24 protein-coding genes and 2 pseudogenes are annotated in these 23,211 nt (G+C 58.8%); 9 read left to right on the forward strand and 17 right to left on the reverse strand.

Features of this window, described 5'->3' with window-relative positions; all coding sequences use genetic code 11:
• Window positions 1-234: 234 nt before the first annotated feature.
• From uraH to hpxO, 3 genes are all read left to right on the forward strand, one after another.
• Window positions 235-588 (forward strand): hydroxyisourate hydrolase, encoded by a 354-nt coding sequence (gene uraH / locus B3729_RS16930; protein ID WP_073450490.1) that lies wholly within the window; start codon window positions 235-237, stop codon window positions 586-588.
• 22 nt (window positions 589-610) lie between these two features.
• Window positions 611-745, forward strand: coding sequence for a hypothetical protein (locus B3729_RS16935; protein WP_286788479.1), 135 nt, complete (start codon window positions 611-613; stop codon window positions 743-745).
• Between the two features lie 68 nt (window positions 746-813).
• On the forward strand, window positions 814-1,974 hold the full coding sequence (gene hpxO / locus B3729_RS16940; protein WP_286788480.1) for an FAD-dependent urate hydroxylase HpxO: 1,161 nt from the start codon (window positions 814-816) through the stop codon (window positions 1,972-1,974).
• A gap of 459 nt (window positions 1,975-2,433) precedes the next feature.
• Here hpxO and xdhC read toward each other — a convergent pair whose 3' ends face one another.
• From xdhC to B3729_RS17000, 12 genes and pseudogenes are all read right to left on the reverse strand, one after another.
• Entirely contained in the window at window positions 2,434-3,264 is an 831-nt protein-coding gene (gene xdhC / locus B3729_RS16945) for a xanthine dehydrogenase accessory protein XdhC (RefSeq protein WP_286788481.1), read from the reverse strand.
• The gene (locus B3729_RS16950) at window positions 3,257-3,433 is read right to left on the reverse strand and encodes a hypothetical protein (protein ID WP_167670414.1); all 177 of its coding nucleotides are present in this window, start codon (window positions 3,431-3,433) and stop codon (window positions 3,257-3,259) included. The genes xdhC and B3729_RS16950 overlap by 8 nt, the downstream gene beginning before the upstream one ends.
• A 12-nt stretch (window positions 3,434-3,445) precedes the next feature.
• On the reverse strand, window positions 3,446-5,842 hold the full coding sequence (xdhB, locus tag B3729_RS16955; protein WP_286788482.1) for a xanthine dehydrogenase molybdopterin binding subunit: 2,397 nt from the start codon (window positions 5,840-5,842) through the stop codon (window positions 3,446-3,448).
• Window positions 5,835-7,286 carry a xanthine dehydrogenase small subunit gene (gene xdhA / locus B3729_RS16960; protein ID WP_286788483.1) on the reverse strand — a complete coding sequence of 484 codons (1,452 nt, stop codon included), beginning with the start codon at window positions 7,284-7,286 and terminating at the stop codon, window positions 5,835-5,837. The genes xdhB and xdhA overlap by 8 nt, the downstream gene beginning before the upstream one ends.
• A gap of 164 nt (window positions 7,287-7,450) precedes the next feature.
• Window positions 7,451-8,425, reverse strand: a complete 975-nt coding sequence (locus B3729_RS16965; RefSeq protein WP_286788563.1) for a 2-oxoglutarate and iron-dependent oxygenase domain-containing protein — start codon at window positions 8,423-8,425, stop codon at window positions 7,451-7,453.
• Between the two features lie 132 nt (window positions 8,426-8,557).
• The gene (locus B3729_RS16970; protein ID WP_286788484.1) at window positions 8,558-9,640 is read right to left on the reverse strand and encodes a BMP family ABC transporter substrate-binding protein; all 1,083 of its coding nucleotides are present in this window, start codon (window positions 9,638-9,640) and stop codon (window positions 8,558-8,560) included.
• A gap of 214 nt (window positions 9,641-9,854) precedes the next feature.
• A complete protein-coding gene (locus B3729_RS16975; protein ID WP_286788485.1) occupies window positions 9,855-11,207 on the reverse strand; it encodes an 8-oxoguanine deaminase in 1,353 nt (450 codons plus the stop codon).
• 258 nt (window positions 11,208-11,465) lie between these two features.
• A complete protein-coding gene (locus tag B3729_RS16980) occupies window positions 11,466-12,392 on the reverse strand; it encodes an ABC transporter permease (protein ID WP_286788486.1) in 927 nt (308 codons plus the stop codon).
• 14 nt (window positions 12,393-12,406) lie between these two features.
• A complete protein-coding gene (locus B3729_RS16985; RefSeq protein WP_150345963.1) occupies window positions 12,407-13,507 on the reverse strand; it encodes an ABC transporter permease in 1,101 nt (366 codons plus the stop codon).
• A gap of 13 nt (window positions 13,508-13,520) precedes the next feature.
• Window positions 13,521-15,068: an ABC transporter ATP-binding protein gene (locus B3729_RS16990; protein ID WP_286788487.1), complete on the reverse strand. Its 1,548-nt coding sequence runs from the start codon at window positions 15,066-15,068 to the stop codon at window positions 13,521-13,523.
• A gap of 420 nt (window positions 15,069-15,488) precedes the next feature.
• On the reverse strand, window positions 15,489-16,169 hold the full coding sequence (locus tag B3729_RS16995; protein WP_286788488.1) for a TetR/AcrR family transcriptional regulator: 681 nt from the start codon (window positions 16,167-16,169) through the stop codon (window positions 15,489-15,491).
• A 247-nt stretch (window positions 16,170-16,416) separates the two neighbouring features.
• Window positions 16,417-16,601: pseudogene (locus B3729_RS17000) on the reverse strand (FKBP-type peptidyl-prolyl cis-trans isomerase); the annotation flags it as partial.
• Between the two features lie 137 nt (window positions 16,602-16,738).
• Here B3729_RS17000 and B3729_RS17005 point away from each other — a divergent pair.
• The 3 genes from B3729_RS17005 to B3729_RS17015 all read left to right on the forward strand — a co-directional run bounded on the left by B3729_RS17005 (window position 16,739) and on the right by B3729_RS17015 (window position 17,645).
• Entirely contained in the window at window positions 16,739-16,891 is a 153-nt protein-coding gene (locus tag B3729_RS17005; protein ID WP_409438630.1) for a UvrD-helicase domain-containing protein, read from the forward strand.
• 127 nt (window positions 16,892-17,018) lie between these two features.
• The gene (locus B3729_RS17010) at window positions 17,019-17,345 is read left to right on the forward strand and encodes a hypothetical protein (RefSeq protein ID WP_286788489.1); all 327 of its coding nucleotides are present in this window, start codon (window positions 17,019-17,021) and stop codon (window positions 17,343-17,345) included.
• 51 nt (window positions 17,346-17,396) lie between these two features.
• Window positions 17,397-17,645: a DUF1654 domain-containing protein gene (locus B3729_RS17015; protein ID WP_286788490.1), complete on the forward strand. Its 249-nt coding sequence runs from the start codon at window positions 17,397-17,399 to the stop codon at window positions 17,643-17,645.
• Window positions 17,646-17,682: 37 nt separating this feature from the next.
• Here B3729_RS17015 and B3729_RS17020 read toward each other — a convergent pair whose 3' ends face one another.
• Window positions 17,683-17,835 (reverse strand): DUF4113 domain-containing protein, encoded by a 153-nt coding sequence (locus B3729_RS17020; RefSeq protein WP_286788491.1) that lies wholly within the window; start codon window positions 17,833-17,835, stop codon window positions 17,683-17,685.
• Between the two features lie 42 nt (window positions 17,836-17,877).
• Window positions 17,878-18,771: pseudogene (locus B3729_RS17025) on the reverse strand (LysR family transcriptional regulator).
• A gap of 175 nt (window positions 18,772-18,946) precedes the next feature.
• On the opposite strand from B3729_RS17025, the gene B3729_RS17030 reads away from it, so the two are divergent.
• Both B3729_RS17030 and B3729_RS24645 read left to right on the forward strand, forming a co-directional pair.
• Entirely contained in the window at window positions 18,947-19,537 is a 591-nt protein-coding gene (locus tag B3729_RS17030; protein ID WP_312124808.1) for an SDR family oxidoreductase, read from the forward strand.
• 26 nt (window positions 19,538-19,563) lie between these two features.
• Complete coding sequence (locus B3729_RS24645) at window positions 19,564-19,815, forward strand: hypothetical protein (protein WP_312124810.1); 252 nt, start codon at window positions 19,564-19,566, stop codon at window positions 19,813-19,815.
• 109 nt (window positions 19,816-19,924) lie between these two features.
• On the opposite strand, the gene B3729_RS17035 is transcribed toward B3729_RS24645, so the two are convergent.
• Entirely contained in the window at window positions 19,925-20,830 is a 906-nt protein-coding gene (locus B3729_RS17035) for an AraC family transcriptional regulator (protein WP_073450503.1), read from the reverse strand.
• 99 nt (window positions 20,831-20,929) lie between these two features.
• On the opposite strand from B3729_RS17035, the gene B3729_RS17040 reads away from it, so the two are divergent.
• On the forward strand, window positions 20,930-21,682 hold the full coding sequence (locus B3729_RS17040) for an SDR family oxidoreductase (RefSeq protein ID WP_286788492.1): 753 nt from the start codon (window positions 20,930-20,932) through the stop codon (window positions 21,680-21,682).
• Window positions 21,683-21,804: 122 nt separating this feature from the next.
• Here the strand turns inward: B3729_RS17040 and B3729_RS17045 are convergent, their stop codons facing one another.
• Together B3729_RS17045 and B3729_RS17050 are read right to left on the reverse strand one after the other, a co-directional pair.
• On the reverse strand, window positions 21,805-21,987 hold the full coding sequence (locus B3729_RS17045) for a hypothetical protein (RefSeq protein ID WP_286788493.1): 183 nt from the start codon (window positions 21,985-21,987) through the stop codon (window positions 21,805-21,807).
• A gap of 275 nt (window positions 21,988-22,262) precedes the next feature.
• Complete coding sequence (locus tag B3729_RS17050) at window positions 22,263-23,156, reverse strand: LysR family transcriptional regulator (protein ID WP_286788494.1); 894 nt, start codon at window positions 23,154-23,156, stop codon at window positions 22,263-22,265.
• Window positions 23,157-23,211 lie beyond the last annotated feature (55 nt).

Here is a 23,211-nt window from a genome sequence, read left to right on the forward strand (position 1 = left end):
GTTACCGTGCGGTACGGCTAAGGCTCCTGTAGCAAGAAACCTGCCTAAGTGGTCAGGAAATATTCCCAGGCACCTATCGTGTACAAGGCAAAAGTAATGTACTACTTATCTTAGAGCCTGCTCACGATCCGAAATTGATGTAGGGCGGGATTCATCCCGCCCTACGCAATAGGCCTGCTCATGAGCCGAGATTCAGCTACCAGAGGAGCGGCATCCACTGATGCCGATGATGCGATGGGACGTTTGACCACACATGTGCTGGATGCCGCTAATGGCCGCCCCGGCAGCAATATCCGTATTGAACTGGTTCGCCTCGCTGGCACGCAACGTGTTCCCGTGAGCGACGTACGCACCAATGCGAACGGCCGCTGTGATGCACCGCTGCTGGAAGGCGATGCGCTGGAGGCTGGCGTGTATGAGTTCACCTTCCACGTGGGTGACTATTTTCGTTCGCAGGGTGCGCCGCTTGCCGAGCCAGCCTTCCTTGATCAGGTCGTCCTGCGCTTTGGGGTCGCCTCGCCGGACGAGCACTATCACGTCCCCTTGCTGGTTTCGCCCTATAGTTATTCGATGTACCGGGGAAGCTGATCCGCTGCCCTTGAAGAGGGCAATGCGTGCGCTGGATGCGCTGATCGAGTGCGTGGTTCACATGTGCGTGGCAGGCGTTTGCTTCGTGGTCTGCGATATCCAGCGCGGCCTTCGTGATCGGGATCAATGTAGCGTTGCGCCAGTAGACGAATGCTGACTGAGTGGTCAGGTTTTTGCTTGAGCCTAAGCCTGTTTCTTCCTTTAGCCTTCATCCAAGGATTTCCTATGCAAACGCTCGACATCATTATCATTGGCGCCGGCATGGGTGGGCTGACCGCCGCAATTGCCCTGCAACGAGCCGGGCATCGGGTTCGCCTGTATGAGCGTGCAGCGGAGCTGGCGCCCGTCGGGGCAGCTATTTCCGTCTGGCCTAACGGGGTGAAGGTCTTGGAGGCGCTGGGGTTGGGGCCGGATATCGCGGCGGTCAGCGGTGATATGCGTAGCATGAGCTACCGCAATCGCGAAGGAAACCTGCTGACTCATTTCAGTCTCGAACCCTTGTATCGAGACGTAGGGCAGCCGGCGCGGCCCATCGCCCGGGCAGCATTGCAACGCATCCTGTTGGACGCGGCAGGCCCTGAGCGGGTTTCGCTAGGCGTGAGTTGCGAGGCCGTCGAGCAGCATGCCGACGGTGTCGAAGTCTTGTTGTCCGATGGCCGCCGCGAACGTGCCGATCTCTTGATCGCTGCTGACGGCACTCATTCGAAGTTGCGGAATCTTGTCGTGAACCGAGCTGTCTCGCGGAACTACTGTGGTTACGTGAACTGGAATGGTCGGGTGGCGATCAGCCCGGACCTGGGCGAGCCACATGAATGGGCACAATACGTGGGCGATCACCAACGGGTTTCGCTGATGCCCATGGGCGGCGATGAGTTCTATTTCTTTTTCGACGTGCCTTTGCCGGCCGGTACGCCTAACGATCGCAGCCGTTATCGCAACGAACTAACCGAGCATTTCGCCAGCTGGGCGGCCCCCGTTCAGCGTCTGATCGAGCGGTTGGACCCGGCTGGTATCGCTCGGGTCGAGATTCATGACACCGAGCCGCTGGAAACCTTGATTAATAAACGCGTCGTTCTGTTGGGCGATGCCGCCCATGCCATGGCGCCCGATCTGGGGCAGGGTGGCTGCCAGGCTATGGAGGACGCCTGGGTGTTGGCCTGCTGCCTGACTGAACACGGCAACGACCTTCATCAGGCTCTGCCGGCCTACGATGCCGCACGAGTCGAGCGGGTCGGCAGCATCGTCAGCCGCGCCCGCAAGCGCGCCGAGACCACCCATGGCCATGACCCGGCGCTCACCCGCAACTGGTACGCCGAGCTTGTTCAGGAAACTGGCGAAGGCATCCTTGCCGGCCTGGGCAAGACGATAGCTGGCGGTCCGCTGTAAATACCTATCAGCGGTCAACTGGCTTGTAAGTGTGGGTCGAGGCGATTGTCGCTAAGGAACTTACGACGAAGTCCAACACTATGGCTGCCGGGCTTTGCGAAGCTCAGGCTATCTACTTGGCTTTGAAATCATGCAAGCTGATGATGTCTGCGCTCTTGTAGGAAGGGCTTCAGCCGCGACCATAGAATCCTCGCTAAAGCGCCTCCGACGACGTAATCGTCCAACTTGACGACTAGGTGCTCGGATTGTGGTAGAAAAAGTTATCCGTGGGTGCAGCTGGGCGGTATCCTGCTTCAGCCGCGATATCGACATCGCGGCTGAAGCAGAGCGCCATCTGGTCGCTTCCAGGGTATCTGGTTATTCGGTTGTTGGGCTTTGTGGAGCTCAGCCTAACCACAGATGACCGGTGGGAGCGGCTCCAGCCACGATTTTTGGAGCACCATTGCATCATCCCTCCGCTTAGGTCACGGCCGGGAGGGCGCTATCTATAGCCCGTTCAGCGTTCGTCTTTTTACCGAAATCCCGGTTATAGACTGCGATGACCTCGCCCGCGACCGAAATGGCAATTTCCATCGGCAGTTTGCCTTTGACCTCGGCAATCCCCAGCGGGCAACGCATGCGCTGAACCACGTCCGGGGCGAAGTCGCGTTCACGCAGGCGATGCTCGAAGCGAGCCCGCTTGGTTTTCGAGCCGATCAGACCGTAATAGGCAAAATCGTTGCGCTGCAGGATGGCGGTCGTCAACTCCAGGTCCAGAGGATGATTGTGGGTCATGACGATGAAATAGCTGCCGGGCGGCATATCATTCACCTCGGCAACCGGATCGTCGGTCACGATCTTTTTCACGCCCTCTGGAATGGCAGATGGGAATTCCTCATCGCGACTGTCGATCCAGCGCACCCGGCAGGGCAGGCTGGCCAGCAGTGGCACCAGCGCCCGGCCAACATGACCGGCCCCGAACACGGCGATCTGCGCCTGCGGCTGGCCAAGCGGCTCGAACAGCAGCGTGGCCGAGCCGCCACAGCATTGGCCGAGGCTGGCGCCGAGGACGAAGCGCTCCAGCCGAGTGGCCAGCTCGCCACGCTCCAGCAAGTCGCGGGCGATGTGCATGGCCTTGTATTCCAGATGACCACCGCCAAGGGTGTCGAAGCATTTCTTCAGCGTAATGACCATCTTTGAGCCGGCGTTGCGCGGCGTGGAGCCTTTTTCCTCTACCAGCGTCACCAGCACGCACGGCTCGCCGCGGCGCTGCAGATCGGCCAGGGCTTCGATCCAGCCCGTGTTATTCATGGTGCGCCTCGGTGATGGGGAAGGGTGATGCGAAACAGGTTGTCTTGGTTCGGCAGGGCACGGTCTTTTCGTAGGATGGGTTGAGCGGAGCGATACCCATCAGTGGCCAAAAGGCGATGGGTATCACAGGCTCAACCCATCCTACAGAAACCATCAATCGCAGCCTCATGATCGCTCCTGTTCAGGCCGGGGTGGACGCGGTTTCGACCGTGGCGGCTTTCTTCGCGACGGCCTGCCTCATCTGCTGCACGCCCCAGAGCACCCGTTCCGGAGTGGCCGGCGCGTCGATGTCGGGCTGAACCCGATAGTCCGCCAGGCTTGCCACGGCGTCCTTGATCGCGCACCAGACGGAAATACCCAGCATAAACGGCGGTTCGCCTACGGCCTTGGAATGAAACACAGTGTCTTCCGGATTCTTGCGGTTTTCCACCAGCGTGACCCGCAAATCCAGCGGCATGTCCGCCACGGTAGGGATCTTGTAGCTGGCGGGGCCGGAGGTCAGCAGTTTGCCCTGGTCGCTCCAGACGAGTTCTTCCATGGTCAGCCAGCCCATGCCCTGGATGAAGCCACCTTCCACCTGACCGATGTCGATGGCCGGGTTCAGCGAGGCACCAACATCATGGAGGATGTCGCTGCGCAGCATCTTGTATTCACCCGTCAGGGTGTCAACGATCACCTCGGAACAGGCAGCTCCGAATGCGAAGTAATAAAACGGCCGGCCCCGGGCCTGGCTGCGGTCGTAATGGATCTTTGGCGTGCTGTAGAAGCCCGTGCTCGACAGCGATACCTGTCCGATATAGGCAAGGGTAATCAGCTCCTCGAAACTGATATAGCGATCCTCTATCCGCACCTGCCCGTTACGGAGTTCGATGGCCGCCGTGTCCACCTCGAAATGCCGCGCCGCGAAGTCGACTAGCCGCTGGCGGAGAGTCAGGGCCGCGTTCTGCGCGGCCTTGCCGTTGAGGTCAGCCCCACTAGAGGCTGCTGTAGGAGATGTATTTGGCACCTTGCCCGTGTTGGTGGCGGTGATCTGGATGCGCTCGATATCGACCTGGAATACTTCGGCCACTATCTGCGCGACCTTGGTGTTCAGACCCTGACCCATCTCGGTACCGCCATGATTCAGGTGGATGCTGCCATCCGTATAGATGTGGATCAGCGCGCCGGCCTGGTTGAGAAAGCTCGACGTGAAGCTGATGCCGAACTTGACCGGCGTCAGGGCCAGCCCCTTTTTCAGCACCGGGCTGCCGGCATTGAACGTGCGAATCTCGGCGCGCCGCTGCGCGTAGTCGGCGCTCGTCTCCAGCTCGCTGGTCATTTCTGCAAGCAGGTTGTGCTCGACGGTCTGGAAATAGTGGGTCTCGTTACGCGCGTCCTGGCCGTAGTAGTTGAGCTTGCGTATTTCGAGCGGGTCCTTGCCCAGAGTACGGGCGATACGGTCCATGATCTCTTCGATGGCCAGTATGCCCTGCGGGCCGCCGAATCCCCGGTAGGCGGTATTGGACGCCGTGTGAGTCTTGCAGCGATGGCCATGGATGATGGCATCGCCCAGGTAATAGGCGTTGTCGGCATGGAACATGGCCCGGTCGACGATGGCGCCGGAAAGGTCTGGCGAATAACCGCAATTGCCGGCCAGGTCGATCTGGATGCCGTGCAGCCGTCCGTCATCGTCGAAGCCAACGTCGTATTCGACATAGAACGGATGACGCTTGCCGGTCATCTGCATGTCTTCGACACGGGGCAGACGCATCTTGGTCGGTTGGCCGGTCAGGTGCGCGATCACCGCGCACAGGCACGCGGGGCTTGCGGCCTGGGTTTCCTTGCCGCCGAAGCCGCCTCCCATGCGACGCATGTCGATCACAACCTTGTTCATCGGCACGCCCAGCACTTCGGCGACGAGCTTTTGGATCTCGGTGGGGTTCTGGGTCGAACTGTAGACGATCATACCGCCATCCTCGGTGGGCATGACCGAGGCGATCTGGGTTTCGAGATAGAAATGTTCCTGACCACCGATGTACAGCGTGCCCTGCAGGCGATGCGGTGCATGGTTCAATGCGTTGACCGCATTGCCGCGCTGGTGGGTATGGCTGTCGAGCACGAAATGCCGCTTGCGCAGCGCTTCGACTACATCCAGCACCGGCTCCAGATCCTCGTATTCGATCACGGCAAGCCGAGCGGCCTGTCGCGCCACGTCCAGAGTGGTCGCGGCCACGGCCACCACGGGCTGGCCGATAAACTCGACCTTGTCCTTGGCCAACAGCGGGTCGCCCTTGAAGGCCGGGCCGATGTCCAACTGACCAGGTACGTCGTCGGCGGTGATGACCCGCACGACGCCCGGCACGCTATAGCAAGGCGTCGTATCGATGCGCAGAATGCGTGCGTGGGCGCGGTCGGAGACGCGCGCATAGACGTGCAGCTGGTTGGGAAACTCCAGGCGGTCGTCGATGTATTGGGCTTCACCGGTGACGTGTCGGGCGGCACTGTCGTGCTTGACGCTGCGGCCAACGCCAGTGACTATGCCCTTCTGGAACAGGGCGGCGAGTTCGTCCTGAGACTTCTTGTGCAGCAGATCAGACATAGGCGGTCACCCGTGTGTCGAGGCCTGGTGTGGTGAGCTCGTAAAAGCATTTGCGCAATAGGTTTTGCGCCACGAGTAGACGATATTCGCGGCTGGCGCGGAAGTCGGTCAGGGGCGTGAAATCCTCCGTCAGCGCGGTGCAGGCAAGTTCGATGGCCTCCGCTGACCACTCGGCATCGGTCAACGCTGCTTCGCAGCGCTGCGCGCGTTTGGGGATCGCCGCCATGCCACCATAGGCAATACGTGCCTGGCGAACCATGCCATCAATGATCGTCAGGTTGAAGGCGGCGCAGACGGCGGAGATGTCATCGTCCAGACGTTTGGACACCTTATAGGCGCGAAATTGCTGATCGGCACTGGCCAGCGGTACGCGAATGCGCTCGATGAACTCACCTTGCTCGCGAGCGGTGATCTTGTAGTCGATGAAGTAGTCTTCCAGCGCCAGCGTACGGCGGCGTATGCCCTGGCGTAGCACAAGCTCGGCGCCCAGGGCGATCAAAAGCGGCGGCGAGTCACCGATCGGCGAAGCGTTGCCGATATTGCCGCCCAGCGTGCCTTGGTTACGGATTTGCAGGGAGGCGAAGCGGTGCAGCAGCGCGCCGAAGTCTGGGTATTCCTCGGCCAGCAATGCGTAGCAGTCGAACAAAGGTGCGGCGGCGCCCAGTTCGAGGCCATCGTCCCGTCGCTCGACCTGCTTCATCTCGGCTACATGCCCGACGGCGATCATCAATGGCAGCTCGCGATGCAACTGGGTGACCTCTAGGGCCAAGTCAGTGCCACCGGCCAGGAGCCGTGCGTCGGGAATCGCCTCGTAGAGCGAAGCCAGTGCCTCGACGGTCAAGGGCACCAGGCAGCGCTTATGGCCGTCATTGAGCTCAGCGGTCGTCTGCGAGGCGATGGCTTGCAGGCGCGCCAGTGTCTGCGCTTCGGCGGCATCGAACTGATCGGGCACATGCTGGCTGCAGCTCTGTTTAGCGGCGGCGAGGATCGGTCGGTAGCCGGTGCAGCGGCACAGGTTGCCGGCCAGCGCTTCATGAGCTTGCGCTCTGTCTGCCGTCTGGCTGTTTTTCTGCAAGGCGAACAGGGACATGACAAAGCCGGGCGTGCAGAAGCCGCACTGCGAGCCATGGCAATCCACCATGGCCTGCTGCACGCTGTGCAGCTGCCCCTGGTGCTTGAGATCTTCCACCGTGATCAGTTGCTTGCCATGCAAGGCCGATACGAAGGTTAGACACGAATTGAGCGTGCGGTAGCGCAGGCGCTCCTGGCCCGGCGCGCCTTCCCGTTCGGCCACCACCACGGTACAGGCACCGCAGTCGCCCGAGGCGCAGCCTTCCTTGGTGCCTCTCTTGCCAGCCTGTTCGCGCAGGAACTCGAGCACGGTCGTGTTCGGGTCGAGTGCGGTTTCGGTACGCAATGCCTGATTGAGCAAGAACTGGATCATGCGGCACCTCTACAGGATGCGGAGCGCTTCAAGCGTTTGCTGCACGATAGATGGCTTTGTAGCCGATTAAAAGCTGATCGATCGGCCATGAATTGACGGGTGAGCGGCAAACCGCGCCACATAGTCGAGCGTGCGTTCATCAAAGCGATCTCCAGCAGATTAAATCAGACGGCGGACGTTTGGGATTCGCGGCGATAAGCGTAGGTGTCGGCAAAGCGCGACAGCAGCCATGCAGCGGCCGTGGTGTCCGGGTACTTGGGTGGAATGTCCGGCCCGTGGCAGCCAGGCAGGCAGCTGATCAAGGTGTCCGGATCGGGCTCGGCGAAGAATGGCATGGAGTAGCGGTCCACTCCGCTGGGACTGATTACCCTATGGGGTGTCGACTTGTAACGATCATTGCTCCAGCGCGCCATCATGTCGCCGATGTTGACCACGTAGGTACCTTCGATGGGTGGCGCATCGATCCAGTCGCCCTGAACGCTCCGGACCTGCAGGCCGCCGACCTGATCCTGATGAAGCAGCGTGACGCAGCCGTAATCCGTATGTGCTCCGGCACCTTGCTGCTTAGTATCGCCAGCGCTCTGGCGCGGTGGATAGTGGATCATGCGAAACGCACTCATGGGCGCTACGAAGCGCTGGTCGAAAAAGTCTCGGTCGATGCCCAGGGCGAGGGTAATGGCGCGTAGGACGGTACAGGCCAGGGCTTGCATGTCCTGGTAGTGGGTTTCCAGCAGTGCCTCCCAGCCCTCCAGATCCGGATGCCGGTTAGGCCCGCGCAGCGGCTTGCCGGCCAGTACGTCCGGGTGATTGGCCGGCACATGAAAACCCATGTCGAAGGTTTCCTTCAGGTCGCTCGGCAGGTTTGGGTCTAGTTGTTCGGTCGCCACGGCGCCATAGCCACGATGGTGCTGGCTCTGCGTAATGTCGATCTTCAGCTTTTCCTCGGCAGGCAGTGCGAAGAAGCGCTGGGCATAGTCCAGCAGTTGTGCAAGCCGCGTGGCAGGAATCGGGTGCCCCTTGATATAGAAAAAGCCCCAGGTGCGACAGGCTTGGTCAATGTCACGGGCAACGGTCTGCCAGCCGGTGTCCTCGGCAGAATAGAGCGGCGCGATATCAATGATGGGCAGTGACTGGGTCATGGTGATGGCTTGCTCGCTAAACGGTTGTTCACGATGTGCGGCAATGGGTCCAACGGTATTGAAACGTCTTCGCTTCGCCACCGTTTGGCTCTCGCTCGCGAGAAACGGGCGCTGCAAAGGCGTCCCATCGTTTCACTGCGGCAACTCGGCTTTTACGCCTTCCACGTAGTAATTCATGCCGGCGAGGTCCGCCGTGGTAGCCGTCGCGCCTTTGGCGATCCGAACCTTGCCGCTCTGGTCCTTGATCGGGCCGGTGAAGGGATGGAAGTCACCGCTTTTGATGCTGACGATGATCTGTTCGGCTTCGCCTTTCACGTCGGCGGGTACCAGATCGCTGATCGGCAGCTCGATGGTGTCGTCATGCAGGCCGCCCCAGAAATCCTGTGGCTTCCAAGTGCCATCCATAACCGCCTGGGTGGTCTGGATGTAATAAGGGCCCCAGTTGTTGACAATGGAGGTCAGCACAGCCTTCGGGCCAAAGTGGGCCATGTCCGAGGCGTAACCGATGGAGTAGACACCCCGACGCTCAGCGGCCTGGATCGGGGCCGGACTGTCGGTGTGCTGGAAAATGACGTCTGCGCCCTGATCGATCAGGGCATTGGCGGCATCGGCTTCCTTACCCGGGTCGAACCAGGTATTTACCCAGACCACCTTGAGCTCAGTGCCTGGGTTGTACTTATTCAGAGCCAGCTGGATCGAGTTGATGTCGCGGATTACCTCGGGAATGGGGAAGGAGGCCACGTAGCCGACGATCTTGCTCCTGGTCATCTTGGCCGCGAGAAAACCGCCTACGTAACGGCCTTCATAGGAACGTGCCAGATAGGTGCCGAGGTTCTTGTCCTGTTTATAGCCCGTGGCGTGCTCGAACTTCACCTTGGGGAACTGCTTGGCAACCTTGGTTGTGGCGTTCATGTAGCCGAAGGAGGTGGTGAAGATGAGGTCATAGCCGCTTTTGGCCATGTTGCGGATCACCCGCTCGGCATCGGCGCCTTCCGCCACGTTCTCGACGAAGGTTGTCTGCACCTTGTCGCCGAAATGCTCGGCAACCTGCTGCCGACCCTGTTCATGCTGGTAGGTCCAGCCGTGGTCGCCGACCGGGCCAACATAGACGAAGCCGACCTTCAGCGGATCGGCAGCCGAGGCGCTCAGCGCGGCGGTGAAACCCATGGCTGCGACTAGCGTGCGCAGCAATTTCGAGCGAATGCTTCTTTGCATGACGAGATGACGCTCCTATAGTGGGAAGGCCGGATGCTCCACGGCACGCTCGTCCACTGCAAAAAGTTGACCAAGTGGACAGGTTACGTCGATACAGGGGCTCGGCCGTTGTGGTCGGCGCGAAATGGACTCCGGTTGGTGCAACAAAGGATGTCGTCGCTGCAAAACGGTGCGGGAAGGGCGTCCTCCTGGACAGGAAGACGCCGCCGTACCTTCACTGGACCAATCGTTTAGCAGCCTGACGGTGATCGGCGATCAGCCCGGCCACATCCAGCCCTTCGATCTGCCCATCCACGACCCGCCACTGGCCACCGACCATGACGCGGTCTGCCCGGTGCGCACCGCACAGCAGCAGGGCAGCGACCGGGTCGTGGCTGCCAGAAAACTGCAGCTCGTCCTGCTTGAAAAGGGCCAGGTCCGCCTGCTTGCCGACAGCGAGCTCGCCGATGTCCTTACGCCCCAAGACGTGTGCCGATCCCCGGGTCGCCCAGCTCAGCACCCGCTCGGGCGTGATCTGCTCTGCCCCGTAGCGTAATCGTTGCAGCAGCAGGGCCTGGCGAGCCTCGAGGATCATGTTGGAGCCATCGTTAGAGGCCGAGCCGTCGACGCCCAGACCGATCACGGCGCCGGCCTCTTCCAACTCCAGGGTGCGGCAGATACCCGAGGCGAGCCGCATGTTCGAACAGGGGCAATGGCAGATGCCGACACCCGCTGCGCCGAGTCTAGCGACTTCGCAATCGTCAAAATGGATGCCATGGGCCAGCCAGGTACGTGGGCCGAGCCAGCCGACGCTTTCCAGGTAGTCCACCGTACGCATGCCGAAGCGCTGCTGGCAGAATTCTTCCTCATCCAGCGTTTCGGCCAGATGCGTGTGCAGGCGGACGTCATGCCGTTCGGCCAGTGCCGCGCTGGCGCGCATGATGTCAGGCGTCACCGAGAAGGGCGAGCAAGGTGCCAGACCGATCTGGATCTGCGCCCCATCGCCCCGCTCATGGTAGAGGCCGATCAGGCGTTCGCTGTCCAGCAGGATCGCCTCGGCCTGCTGCACCGTGTGCTGTGGCGGCAGACCGCCGTCCGCCTCGCCCAGACTCATCGAACCGCGAGTGAGCAGCGCGCGCATACCCAGCGCCCGCACCGCCTCGACCTGGATGTCGATGGCATCTTCCAGCCCATCTGGAAACAGGTAGTGATGGTCGGCGGCCGTGGTGCAGCCCGACAGCAGCAACTCAGCCAACGCCACGCGGCTGGCCAGTGCCAGCGCATCCGGCGTGAGCCGGGCCCAGACGGGGTAGAGCGTCTTGAGCCAGGGAAACAGCGGCTGATTGACCATTGGTGCCCAGGCGCGCGTGAGTGTCTGGTAGAAGTGATGATGGGTATTGACCAGGCCAGGCAGTACGACATGGTCCCGGGCGTTAAACACCTCGTCCACCGGCGCGGCAGGTGACTGCCCGACAGCGAGCAACTCGGTGATGACACCGTCATGGATGACCAGGCCGCCCGAGGCGTCCTGGTTGTTGGCAGTAAAAGTGGCGAGGGGATGCTTGATCCAGAGGCGGGTAGCGGACATGCCGGCTCCTCCTGAAAGTGTGGGTTCAGATACGTGAGCCAGCTCAGTTATGCCCTGTCTGCTGATCCAGGGGGCGTGGGGCAAGGGTAAGGGTAGCAAACGTCGAGTTTAGGGATCACGGTGAAAACAGTAGGCAGCACTGCGTTTCAGCAATTTTGGCGTCGGCTTGTTTATATCCTGCGATGGCTGTTACGCACGTAGGCATCAAGAAAGTTGCCTGCCTTTGATTACTCATCTTGGCTTCAGCCGCAATCGGGCTTAACCACCCGCCTTCCATGACTGCCCCAGCGACACCGGCGCATACAACCGCGTCCTTACGGCGTCGCGCGACAGCAGGACCAGCACGATAATGGTCGCCACGTAGGGCAGCATTGCCAGCAGGTTGCCAGGGATCGACAGGCCGATGCCCTGGGCGACCAGATGTAGGATACTGGCAAGGCCAAACAGGTAGGCGCCGAGCAGGACGCGACCCACGCGCCAGCTGGCGAAGACCACCAGTGCCAGAGCGATCCAGCCGCGGCCGGCGGTCATGTTTTCGGCCCACATCGGCGTGTAGGCCAGCGACAGATACCCGCCCGCCAGCCCGGCCATGGCGCCGCCAAACAGCAAGGCCAACACGCGCACTCGCAGGACCGGCAAACCCATGGCGCTGGCGGCGTTAGGGTTTTCGCCCACGGCCTGGATGATTAAACCGACGCGGCTCTTGAGCAGCGCCCAAGTCACCAGGACGAACAGTGCAAAAGACAGGTACACCAGCACATCCTGGCCAAACAGCATGCGGCCGATCAGGGGTATCTCGCTGAGCAGCGGAAGGTTGATGGGTTCGAAGCCAGCCAGGGGTTTACCGACCCAGCCGGCGCCGACGAACGACGACAGCCCGACCCCGAAGATGGTCAGAGCCAGACCGGTCGCGACTTGGTTGGCATTGAAGCCCAGGGCCACGACGGCGAAGAGTTGCGACAGCAGCATGCCTGCCAGGCAGGCCACCAGCACGCCGAGCCAGAGGCTGCCGGTGGCAAAGGCCGCGATGAAGCCGGCCACGGCGCCGAACAGCATCATGCCCTCTTGGCCGAGGTTCAGCACGCCGCTCTTTTCACAGACCAGCTCGCCCAGTGCCACCAGCAGCAGTGGCGTACCGGTGCGCACCATGGCGTAGAACAGGTTCGTCAGCAGATCTATATCCATCACATATCTCCCTGTCAGCCGGCCGGTTGGTGTTCGAGTCGTGGCGCGCGTCGGGGCCAACCCTTCAGGCGCAGTCGATAGACGATCAGCACATCGCACGCCAGCAGGTAGAACAGCACCATGCCTTGGAATAGCTGGCTGATCGAGGTTGGCAGATTGGCCGCCATCTGAGCGTTCTCGCCGCCCAGATAGAGCAGGGCCATGAGTAAGCTGGCGAAGACGATGCCGAGCGGGTTGAGCCGCCCCAGAAAGGCCACGGTGATCGCGGCGTAGCCATAGCCCGGCGAGACCTGCGGGACCAGCTGGCCGATCGGGCCGGTTACCTCGCAGACGCCGGCCAGTCCCGCCAGTGCCCCGCTGAACAACAGCGCAATCCAGATCAGCCGTTTCTCGCGAAAGCCGACGAAACCGGCGGCGCGCTTGTCCAGGCCAAGGACCTTGATCTGGAAGCCGAGAAAACTTTTCTGCAGCAGCACCCACACCACGACCAGCGCGAGCAGGGCAAAGCACAGTCCGGCATGTACGCGCAGATCGTCGATGATGACCGGCAGGCGTGTGGCATCGCCAAACATCGCCGACTCGGGAAAATTGAAGCCCTGAGGATCCTTCAGCGGACCATGCACGCAGTAGAGCAGGAGGTTCAACGCGATGTAGTTGAGCATGATGCTGGTCAGGATCTCGTTGGCGTTGAACTGCGTGCGCAACCAGGCGCACAACCCTGCCCAGGCCGCACCGCCCAGGATGCCAGCGAGCAGAGCTAGTACCAGTGCCCATGACGAGGCCCAGTCGATGACATTGACCGCCACGGTGCTGCCGGCCAGCGCGCCAATGAGCAGTTGGCCCTCGGCGCCGATGTTCCAGATACGCGCCTGGTAGACCACCGCCAGGCCCAGCGCACAGAGCAGGATCGGCAATGCCTTGACCAGCAGTTCGGAGACGCCGTAAAGATCGCTGATCGGGTCGATGAGTAGGATGCGCAGGGTTTCCAGAGGCGGATGGTCGAGTATGGCAAAGAGCAGGGCGCCGCTGATCAACGTCAGCAGGCCGGCCAGTACCGGGGAGTACCACAGCATGGCGCGGGACCGCTGGCCACGAGGTTCGAGGGATAACAGCATGGCGGTGTTCTCGTCAGGCAGCGGCGGAAGTAGGGGCGTCGAATTGACCAGCCATCCAGCGACCGACATCGCCGGGCGTGCAACGTACGGTCGCCACAGGCGGCGAAAGACGGCCATGGCTCAGGGCCGCGATACGGTCGCTGATCTGGAACAGCTCTTCGAGATCCTCGGAGATTACCAGGATCGCCGCACCGGCATCTCGCAGTTCGATCAGCGCCCGATGAATCGCCGCCGCCGCGCCGACGTCCACGCCCCAGGTCGGGTGCGCGGCGATCAGCAGCCTGGGCTGCTGCAGGATCTCGCGGCCGAGAATGAATTTCTGCAGGTTGCCGCCAGACAGGCTGCGAGCGGCCGTTTCGGTGTTTGGTGTCTTCACGGCGAAGCGCTCAATGACGCGTTGCGCAAACGCCTGGACCTTGCCATGGCGAATCAGGCCCTTGCCGATCAGGCCCTCCTGCTGGAAAGCGGTGAGTAGGCCATTATCCGTCAGGCTCATGTCTGGCACGGCGCCATGACCGAGGCGCTCGGCCGGCACGAAAGCCATGCCCAGCCGTCGCCGGGCATCAGGCCGCAGGTGCGCGATCGGACTTTCGCCGAAGCAGACGCAATGGCTGTCCTTGGCTGAGAGACGTTGCTCACCGGATAACAGCGCCAGCAGCTCGTCCTGCCCGTTGCCAGCGACTCCGGCGATGCCCATGATCTCGCCAGAACGCACCTGAAAGCTCACGTCTTTCAGCGACATGCCGAACGGATCGGCGTTGTGCCACGATAAGGCACTCACCTGCAGAAACGGCGTCTTGCCCTCGACTTTGGGATACTCCGCTTCCAGCCCCTCGGCCTCGCCAACCATGAGCCGAGCAAGCTCTAGATCAGAGCACTCGGTCGGCACGCAATGACCGGAAACCCGACCACCCCGCAGCACCGTGGCACGCTGGCACAGAGCCCGGACTTCGCCAAGCTTGTGGCTGATAAAAAGGATGCTACAGCCATCGCTGGCCAGGCGGTGCAGCGTGACGAACAGATCATCGGCCTCTTGCGGTGTGAGGACAGAAGTGGGCTCATCGAGAATTAGCAATTTGATGTCCTGCATTAGGCAACGAATGATCTCGACTCGTTGGCGTTCGCCAATGGACAGGCTGTGCACGAGCCGTTGTGGCTCTAGCGGCATGCCGTAGCGCTGGGAAACCTCACGAATCTTTGGTTCGAGCTGCCCCGGTGTTCCAGCAGACCGACCTAGGGCCAGGGCGATGTTTTCCGCTACAGTCAGGGTTTCAAAAAGAGAGAAGTGCTGGAACACCATGCCGACCCCGCGTTGCCGCGCCTGGGCTGGGTCCCGCATGATAACAGGCTCCCCTTCCCAGCGAATTTCGCCGCCGTCGGGCTGCGTCAAGCCATAGATGATCCTCATCAGCGTGCTCTTGCCCGCTCCATTCTCCCCGAGCAGCGCATGGATTTCGCCAGGCTTGATCTGAAGCGCGATGCGATCATTGGCCAAGCAACCTGGATAGTGTTTGGTGATGCCGTGCAGTTCAAGGCGCAACCAGCCGGAGGACTCGAGCATGGTGATTATCCAGTCGATATTAGTGACGTCAGCTTAAGCAAAAAGCTGGCCAGATGGTCAGGAAATGACCTGGAGCTGTTGTGCCATGGCTTGCGGCCTTTTGTCGGGAGAGACCAGTCGAATGAGCTGCTCCGGTTTGGTGCTATTGATTGAATGTGAAGGCTAATGAACGCCTCAGAATGGGGCGGAATGAAAGTATGGAGATTACTTGGGAGCATTGCGTTAAAGAATCGTAGCTAAAGCATCTCCCATAGATTTTGCATTTCCCGCATCGGAGCGGCTTGAGCCACAATTTCTATGTTCCAGCGGAGCTATAGTTTTCAAGCAGGATCGCGGCTAAAGCTCCTCCAACAATCACATGACGCCTCGTAGGGAAACCGGGCGGCGCTCCGCGTTGGCCGCGATTGGAACTGTTTGGCCTCAACCCACTTGTACAGCATTCAGAGGCATCAGCCCGCAGCCCTTGAGAATAACTTGGATAAGCGTCTTCGTGCCGAGTTCGAAGTCGGCTTTGGTAATGTGCTTGCTATCAGTGAGGCGCTTGATCTGGTCGGAGAAGTCCGCGTAGTGCTGGGTACTGCTCCAGATAAGAAAGATCAGGTGCATCGGATCAACCCGGTCCATCTTGCCAGCAGCGATCCAGGCCTCGAAGACGGCCGCGCGGTTGCGGAACCAGTTGCGATAGTCCTGGTTGAAATGCTCCGACAGACATTCACAGCCGCTGATAACTTCCATCGCGAAAATCTTCGAGGCCTGGGGCTGCTTGCGCGAGAACTCCATTTTGGTACGAATGTAGTCCGCTAAGGCAGTGGCAGGGTCGTCTTCCACGGTGAGTTGATCGAAGGCACTGTCCCAGAGCTCTAGGATGTCGCGCATCACCTCGACATACAGGCTCAGCTTGCTACTGAAGTAATAGTGCAGGTTGGCCTTGGGTAGTTCGGCTCGCAGGGCGATGGCTTTCATGCTGGTGCCCCTGAAGCCGTAGCGGGCGAACTCTTCGGCAGCCGCGGCCAAAATGAGCTCCTCGTTCTTCTGACGGATCCGCCCGGCCGGCTTGCTGGTCGAGGTATAAAGTGAAGGGGTGGCTTCGTTTATCTTCATGATCACTTACCTGAACATACGAGGGGGTCGAACTATGTCCGGTGCCCTGGCAGCGCATCATAGCGAGCCAATAAGGAACCGCGAAAGTCCGGTTTGGCCAATCGCCTCTTCGGGGCAGCTAATGAGCTAATGGGAGCACGGCTTCACGGAGCGCGTTGCCTATTGAAGATAGAGGCACTGACCCAAAGTAAGGCATTACAGTTCGGAGCACGACCGTCGCGTCTAGGCACGATACGTGAAGGCAACCGTCCCGCGTAATGACTTCGAGCAGCTCGATCCCGACCCGCAGATTGGAATTAGGTTTAATACGGGTGCCGATATGCTGCTCGCCACAAGCCAGACGCGCCGGCACGAACAGATGGCGCTTGCCGCCGACGCGTCTCCCCATCAGACTCAGGCCCAACCCTTGACGACTTCCTTGCCGGGGCCCAGCTCGATGTCAGAATCCTCAGTTCATCATTCATTGCGTGTTTTTGCCTTCGGCCAATTACGTCGCAGCAGCGCATGGTCGCTGCGGTCGTGGCGGCCGGCGCGGTCTGCGCATCCGGGCGATGATCCTGGGGCGGCAGGTGACAACTCGGATATTTGCCGACACCGGTTCGGGCAAGTCCAACACCCTGGTCCCGCGGATAGTACTCATGCTGTGCCACATGCGAATCGATCCGGCACGGCTGACTCTCATCTCGTTCACCAATGCCTCCTGCGCCCACCTGTGCGATTAATCACAATGGGTCTTGGTATTCTGGCAGTACCTCTTCGGCGAGGCACAGGCGCGCCAATAGGTACCTACCTTCCTCTCGGCCACGGCTGCCTTGGCCCGACATACCCTTGTCGCAGAGGCAGGTATGATTGAGCCGCTTGTATCAGGAGTCTCTTGTACCCCTGGAAATCGCGTCCAGTGCCAGCCCCACACTATCCTTGAACCTTGCTAATCACCCTGCCAAGTATCGAGCCGCGCTTGAAGCCCAAAAGGCCAAGATGTTTGCCTTCTGGCAGCAGAATCGCGAGCGCAGCTATGCCGAAGCAGGCAGAATTTTCAGCGAAAAGGAAAAGCGCAAGGCAGGCTTTCGGGCCTGGGCAGACGTTCAGATCGAGGCGCTTGAGCCTCAGCAATATCACAACATGGTTCGTACAGAGTTGAGCCGGCTGGTGAGCGGAAAGCCACGTATAGAGTGAACATTGGTCGATTGGCTCCTGGCGTTCAGGAGCAGCCCTGTGAAATAGCGCATGGCAAAGAAAATAGCGTCTCTTGCGCCATCCAAACCCTATGAAGTACGGATAATGCGTCTTCAGCGCGTGATTAACGGTCCAGCTGCCCAGCGTGCAGAGACAGTGCTGCTTGAGCGGCTTGAAAGTGATCCGGATGACGCTTGGGAGCAGGCCATGGCCGAGCTTGAGGAAACCGATAACGTGACCCTGGCCTTTCGCGATGATGGCAATATCCAGATCTTCTGGACGGTTCCGCAGGAAGGTTGACCGTACCTTCTCTTACTCTCCGGTCGAAGCGACTCTCTCAACTACGCACCGTCCAAAGCTGATCCAGCCGGGTGGTGTAGCTCTGGCTCATCAGCTCGCGTCGCATGGCCCAGCCGGGTTCAGCCGTAATACGCGCAGACCAGGACATACCGTTTCCAAGCCTGCGGTTGGTGGTGTTCATGATGCTCATGAGCCGATCGGTATTGGCTAGAGTCAACTTAAATCAAGATCGTTACGTCGCAATAAATGCTGTCAGCTCGTCTGGCCTGCCTGTGGGGAATACTTCTTTAAGATAGTTGAGAAACGCAGAGACGCGGGCGCTCAACAAACGCCTCGATGGGTAGAGTACCCACAGCGTGATTTCTGGTCCGTCGAGATCCCCCCAGTGCACCAGCGTCCCGTCGCGTAAATCATTGCTTATCAGCGACAGAGGTAGGCATCCAGCCCCAACACCCGCTCTGACTGCATCGTGGATCATGACAAGCGAAGACAGACTGAGGACTGGTTTTACCGCTATACATGATTTGCCAGCTGATAAGTTGACTGCCCACCCGGGACTCTGGTTTGAAAATCCTCGTACTACCGCCGGGACAGCAAGATTTTATACCGGAAGAGCAAGCTGTGGACTTGCGACAACCACAAGCCGGTCACGCAGAAATATTCTTCCTACAAGGCTTTCGTCTCTATCTGGATTAACCCGAATCACCAGGTCATATCCTTCCTCGATCATGTCGACGGCCCTGTCTTCCGTGGTGACCTCAAGCCGAACCTCCGGAAACTTGAGTATAAAGCCAGCTGCAAGCTTGCCCATTGCAGTTTGGGCAAACAAAAGAGGCGCGCTGATTCGCAGTGTTCCCCTCGGCTGTTCTCCACCCGACGCGATCGCCGCCGTAGTTTCGTCAAGCTCGATCAGCAGCGCACTTGTACGCTCAAAAAGCGCTTTTCCTTCTTCGGTAAGCTTTAACGCTCTGGCTCCACGTTCGAATAGTCGTAGACCAAGACTGCGTTCCAAGTCTGCTACTCGCCGGGACAACGTTGCCTTTGGCCGGCCAGAGGCGCGGGCAGCGCGACCAAATCCACCGTGTCGAGCCACAAGATTGAAATCTGTAAGAGCAAGAAGATCCATCTGGTTCACCTATAAAACTGTGCTACAGCGTTTAAGTACCTCAGTGCAGATTCATTAACACATCTGAATTGACTGTCCCATGTATGGAACACGGAGTCTACTTTTATAGTCTTTCGGATCAAAATAAAACCATTGATAGTGTAACCGTCAGTCAAATCAACCACGGAGAACTATCATGACTATCCTTGTTACCGGCGCCACCGGCAGAGTTGGTCGCCAAGTCGTTAAACAGTTGCTCGAACTCAATGCAGACGTCCGCGTGCTCATGCGCAATTCTTCAAGCGCAGATTTCCCTGCGCAGGTTGAAGTTGTGCAAGGTGAAATGCTTAATATCGGCTCGCTTCGCCAGGCCTTCGCTGGCATCTCTACGTTCTTTCTACTCAATGCAGTGGCACCAGACGAATTCACTCAGGCGCTTGTCGCGCTCAATATTGCGCGGGAATCGGGCGTTAAGCGGGTGGTCTATCTGTCGGTTATACATGCTGATCGCTTCGTAAACGTACCTCACTTCGCGGTCAAGTTAGGTGCCGAGCGTATGATCAAGGCCATGGGCTTTAGCGCTACCATCCTTCGTCCTTCTTACTTTATTGACAATGAGGTAATGGTTCAGGAGGCGATCCTAAGCCATGGTGTATATCAATGCCCATCGGCAGCAAAGGCATCGCCATGGTCGACGTCCGTGACATCGCTGAAGTTGCTGCCCTTGAACTGCTCCGTCGAGACCGATTGCCGGCTGAGCTGCCGATCGAAACGATTAATCTGGTAGGACCCGATACGCTGACGGGACAGGATGTGGCTGCTATCTGGACAGATGTACTGCATCGCCCGATTATCTATGGCGGCGATGACCCCTCTGGTTTTGAACAGAATATGGCCAATGTCATGCCAAAGTGGATGGCCTATGAAATGCGCCTTATGGCCGAGCGCTATGTTACTGACGGACTGATTCCAGAAAGCGGCGATGTAGAGCGTTTACGTAGGATCCTGGGGCGAGAACTCTACTCCTATCGAGACTTTGCTACCCAACTGGCACGCTCGGCCTGACGGGACGCGGCAAGTTATAAGCCTGGAAAGTCCTTCATTTATCAACCTTAAGGGATCACGTAGGTTGAGCAAACGCACCTAGGCTAGAAGCAGCTTGCCCTGTTTAGCCTTATTTACTCAGCTCCCCTCGTGAATACCTCGCGGGGGAAAGCCCTGTATATCGGCTAAACGCAACACTGAAAGCGCTCGCTGAACTGTACCCCACCTGTTGAGCAATCTCAGTGATACTACTGTCCTGACGCTGTAGCAGCCGTTTGGCCAACGCCATACGCCACGTGAGCAGGTACGCCATAGGCGCTGTGCCAAGCGTCTGGGTAAATCGCTCGAAAAACGTCGAGCGGGAGAGTGCAGCTTCCTTAGCCAGTTGCATAACGGTCCAGGGTCTGTGTGGATGTTGATGCATTCGCCGGATTGCTACAGCCAATCGTTCGTCAGCGAGCCCTCGCAGGAGCCCAGGCGAAGCGGCTATATTCGTGGCGGAGCGCAAGGCTTCGATGAAAAGTACCTCTACCAGGTGCGCCAGGACAACATCCCGCGCTGGCCGCTTCCCATGTGCTTCTTCGGCTACCAGCTCCACCAACGTCGCCAGCCGGCGCTCACCGTGAACATGCACCCATTGCGGCAGCAGTGATGCCAGCACAGCTGCATCCGGAGAATCAAATGTGCAATGGCCGACCAGTAATTGAACATCGGCTGGAACGCCAGACGTGCCAACCCGGAAGTTCTGTGATCGTAGTTCCACAGGTACGGTATAGGCGTCCTCGTCGCTCATCGGTTCAAGGCTGGCCATCGTGAAATCATACGCCGCGGGAATAAGGACAAAGTCACTGGCTTTCAGGGTAATCGTTGGATGCCCTGTCACTGACAACCTGCATTCTCCTTCAAATACTGCACAGTAGAACGGTTGGCCATTGTCCGTTCGGCAAACGCGCCATGCTCCAGCACCGCTGATAACCTTGGATAAAGCGGCGCGGGGTTGCAGCAGGGTTACCACCTCGGTGAGTGGATCAGACATTCGGACTCCTGCAAAAGATTTCCGGATTTATAGGGATTTAAGGTCCGGGCAGAACAGCTTATTGTTCCACTACTGTCAATCACCTGATGGAAGCTACACATGAAAACTGTACTGATTACTGGTTGCTCTTCCGGTTTTGGCCTGGCCACTGCTCATTATTTTCTTGAGCGGAACTGGAAGGTCATCGCAACTATGCGCACTCCGGAAAAAAGCCCTTTTTCAGCGTCAAAAAACATTCGTGTACTTGCCTTGGATGTAACGGACCCGGTCAGTATTCAACAGGCGATTGAGGCCGCAGGGCCGATAGATGTGTTGGTCAATAATGCGGGGGTTGGCTTACTGGGCGCCCTTGAAGGAAGCTCAATGGACGTCATCCGCAGTATCTTCGAAACCAATACCCTTGGCACCATAGCGATGACTCAAGCCGTGCTACCGCAATTCCGACAGCGTCGAGAAGGCGTTATCATCAACGTCACCTCCTGCGTAACGACCATGTCATTACCGCTGCTAAGCGTGTATACGGCAAGCAAGGCAGCAGTGAATGCATTCACCGAGTCTCTAGCACTCGAGCTTGAACCGTTCAACGTGCGGGTGCGTCTTGTGCTTCCAGGCCGCGCACCTGAGACTGATTTTGGCAAGAACGCCCAGCCCCGAATGCAAGACAGTATTCCTGCTGCCTATGCCGACCTGGCGCAGCAGGTCTTTGCCGAATGGTCACAATCGAGCTTGGTAACTAAAGCCCAAGACGTTGCCGAGGCGGTATGGTGTGCGGCAAACGATCCGGCTTCACCCATGCGCATTATGGCAGGTGAGGATGCCGTTGCCCTGATGAGCGAGCAGGTGTGCTCATGATCAACCTGCTTTTTCAGGCTGGTATGCACCATAGCCTGCGCTGATGTGTCAGTTCAGGTCATGGCTACAGGTAGACTCCTCCGAAGTCAGGAGCACCTCTTTCAAGCACAACGCCTCGCGCTCTACCTGCTCATGTGATGCCACCGTTCCAGGCCACGACCGGATGCCAACCTTGCTCGATCATCGCGGTGACGGCCTGCACAGTCCCCCTCGATCTTCTGCTCCAGTGAGCGCTCGGGCAGCTGGACTGCAACCTCACTTTGAGGGAAGGCAAAGGTGACTTGTGTAGGTTGGAAGGCGGTCATCGCGGGCTCCTGGCCGTGTCCGATAACTCCATCTTGCCCTACAAATCCGCTGATGCAAGTCCACTCAGGCCAAGAAATATGGCTACGAAAAAGCGGCTATTTTCGAGAAATTAAGACGTATATCCTATACATCTTATTCTACTCGCGCTTGTTCAAATCCCATAGCCCAAACCAGAGTACAGCCGGTGCAGTGATGCCAATAGTGAGGATAAGAAGGCCAGCGACAGGCTTCTTGACTGGACCAGAAGGTAAGAGGAAACGTGATACATGAACGCTCAGGTTGCGTTCGCTGCCAATTGGCGGGTCAGGTAAACCATAAAAGCCCGCATTGATGGCGTATGTCTAATAGGCTTCTTCTGCAGGAAACCCAGGGAGCGTTGTCCAGTCTGCTTCAAGGGAACCACTAATAGTTCGTTGTCGACCCGAAGAAACGCTGTGCAGCTTGCCGGCAGCAAAGAAAAACCAAGGCCAGCACGCACTAGCGCAGCGGCAGTACTCATGTGTGCTACTTCCCAGGCGGGCTCGGCAGGCACCTTTAGTAAATGCAAAGCAGCGTCAGCCAATGGACGGATGCTGGTATCTGGGGTCAGTGCGATATAGGGCAGCTCCTGCCACACCTGCGGCCTTTTTTTCCCATCTGAGATCCTGCCCCGCGGAGCCAGCAACACCAGATTATCATTTACCAGCGCTTCAAAGCTGAGGCCGGAAATATCCTCGGGCATTGAGGTGATGCCTGCATCCACTTCACCGCTCTGAACCCAGGCCCGGACTTCTCCTGCTCGACCATCACGCAGCGATACCAGCACTCCTGGATGATCGCCCATAAACGCAGCAATGGCTTCTGGAAGAAACGAGGCCGCCGCTGTGGGAAGTGCGGCCAGGCGGATCGTTCCTCGACTCAGGCATAGCGTTTCACGAGCGTCACGTACAGCATTATCTATATCGCTCAGCATCCGCCTGGCCTGCGACAGGAAATGTTCTCCGCCCGGGGTCAATTCTACACTCCGAGTATTACGTGCCAGTAATTGCAAGCCAACCGCTTCTTCCAGCTTGCGGATACTGTAGCTCAGTGCTGGCTGAGACAGGTGTAACTGCTCTGAGGTACGAGTAAAGCTGGAGGTCTCTGCAATCAGAACAAAAGCGCGTAGTTGCCGGAAGTTGATATCCATAATTAATAAAATAAGTGGATTAATTATTAGAATATTTAAAATTCACAGAAAAGTA

It is taken from the genome of Pseudomonas sp. UBA3149, assembly GCF_002364655.1.
In the GTDB taxonomy this organism is placed as follows: Bacteria; Pseudomonadota; Gammaproteobacteria; order Pseudomonadales; family Pseudomonadaceae; genus Chryseomonas; species Chryseomonas luteola.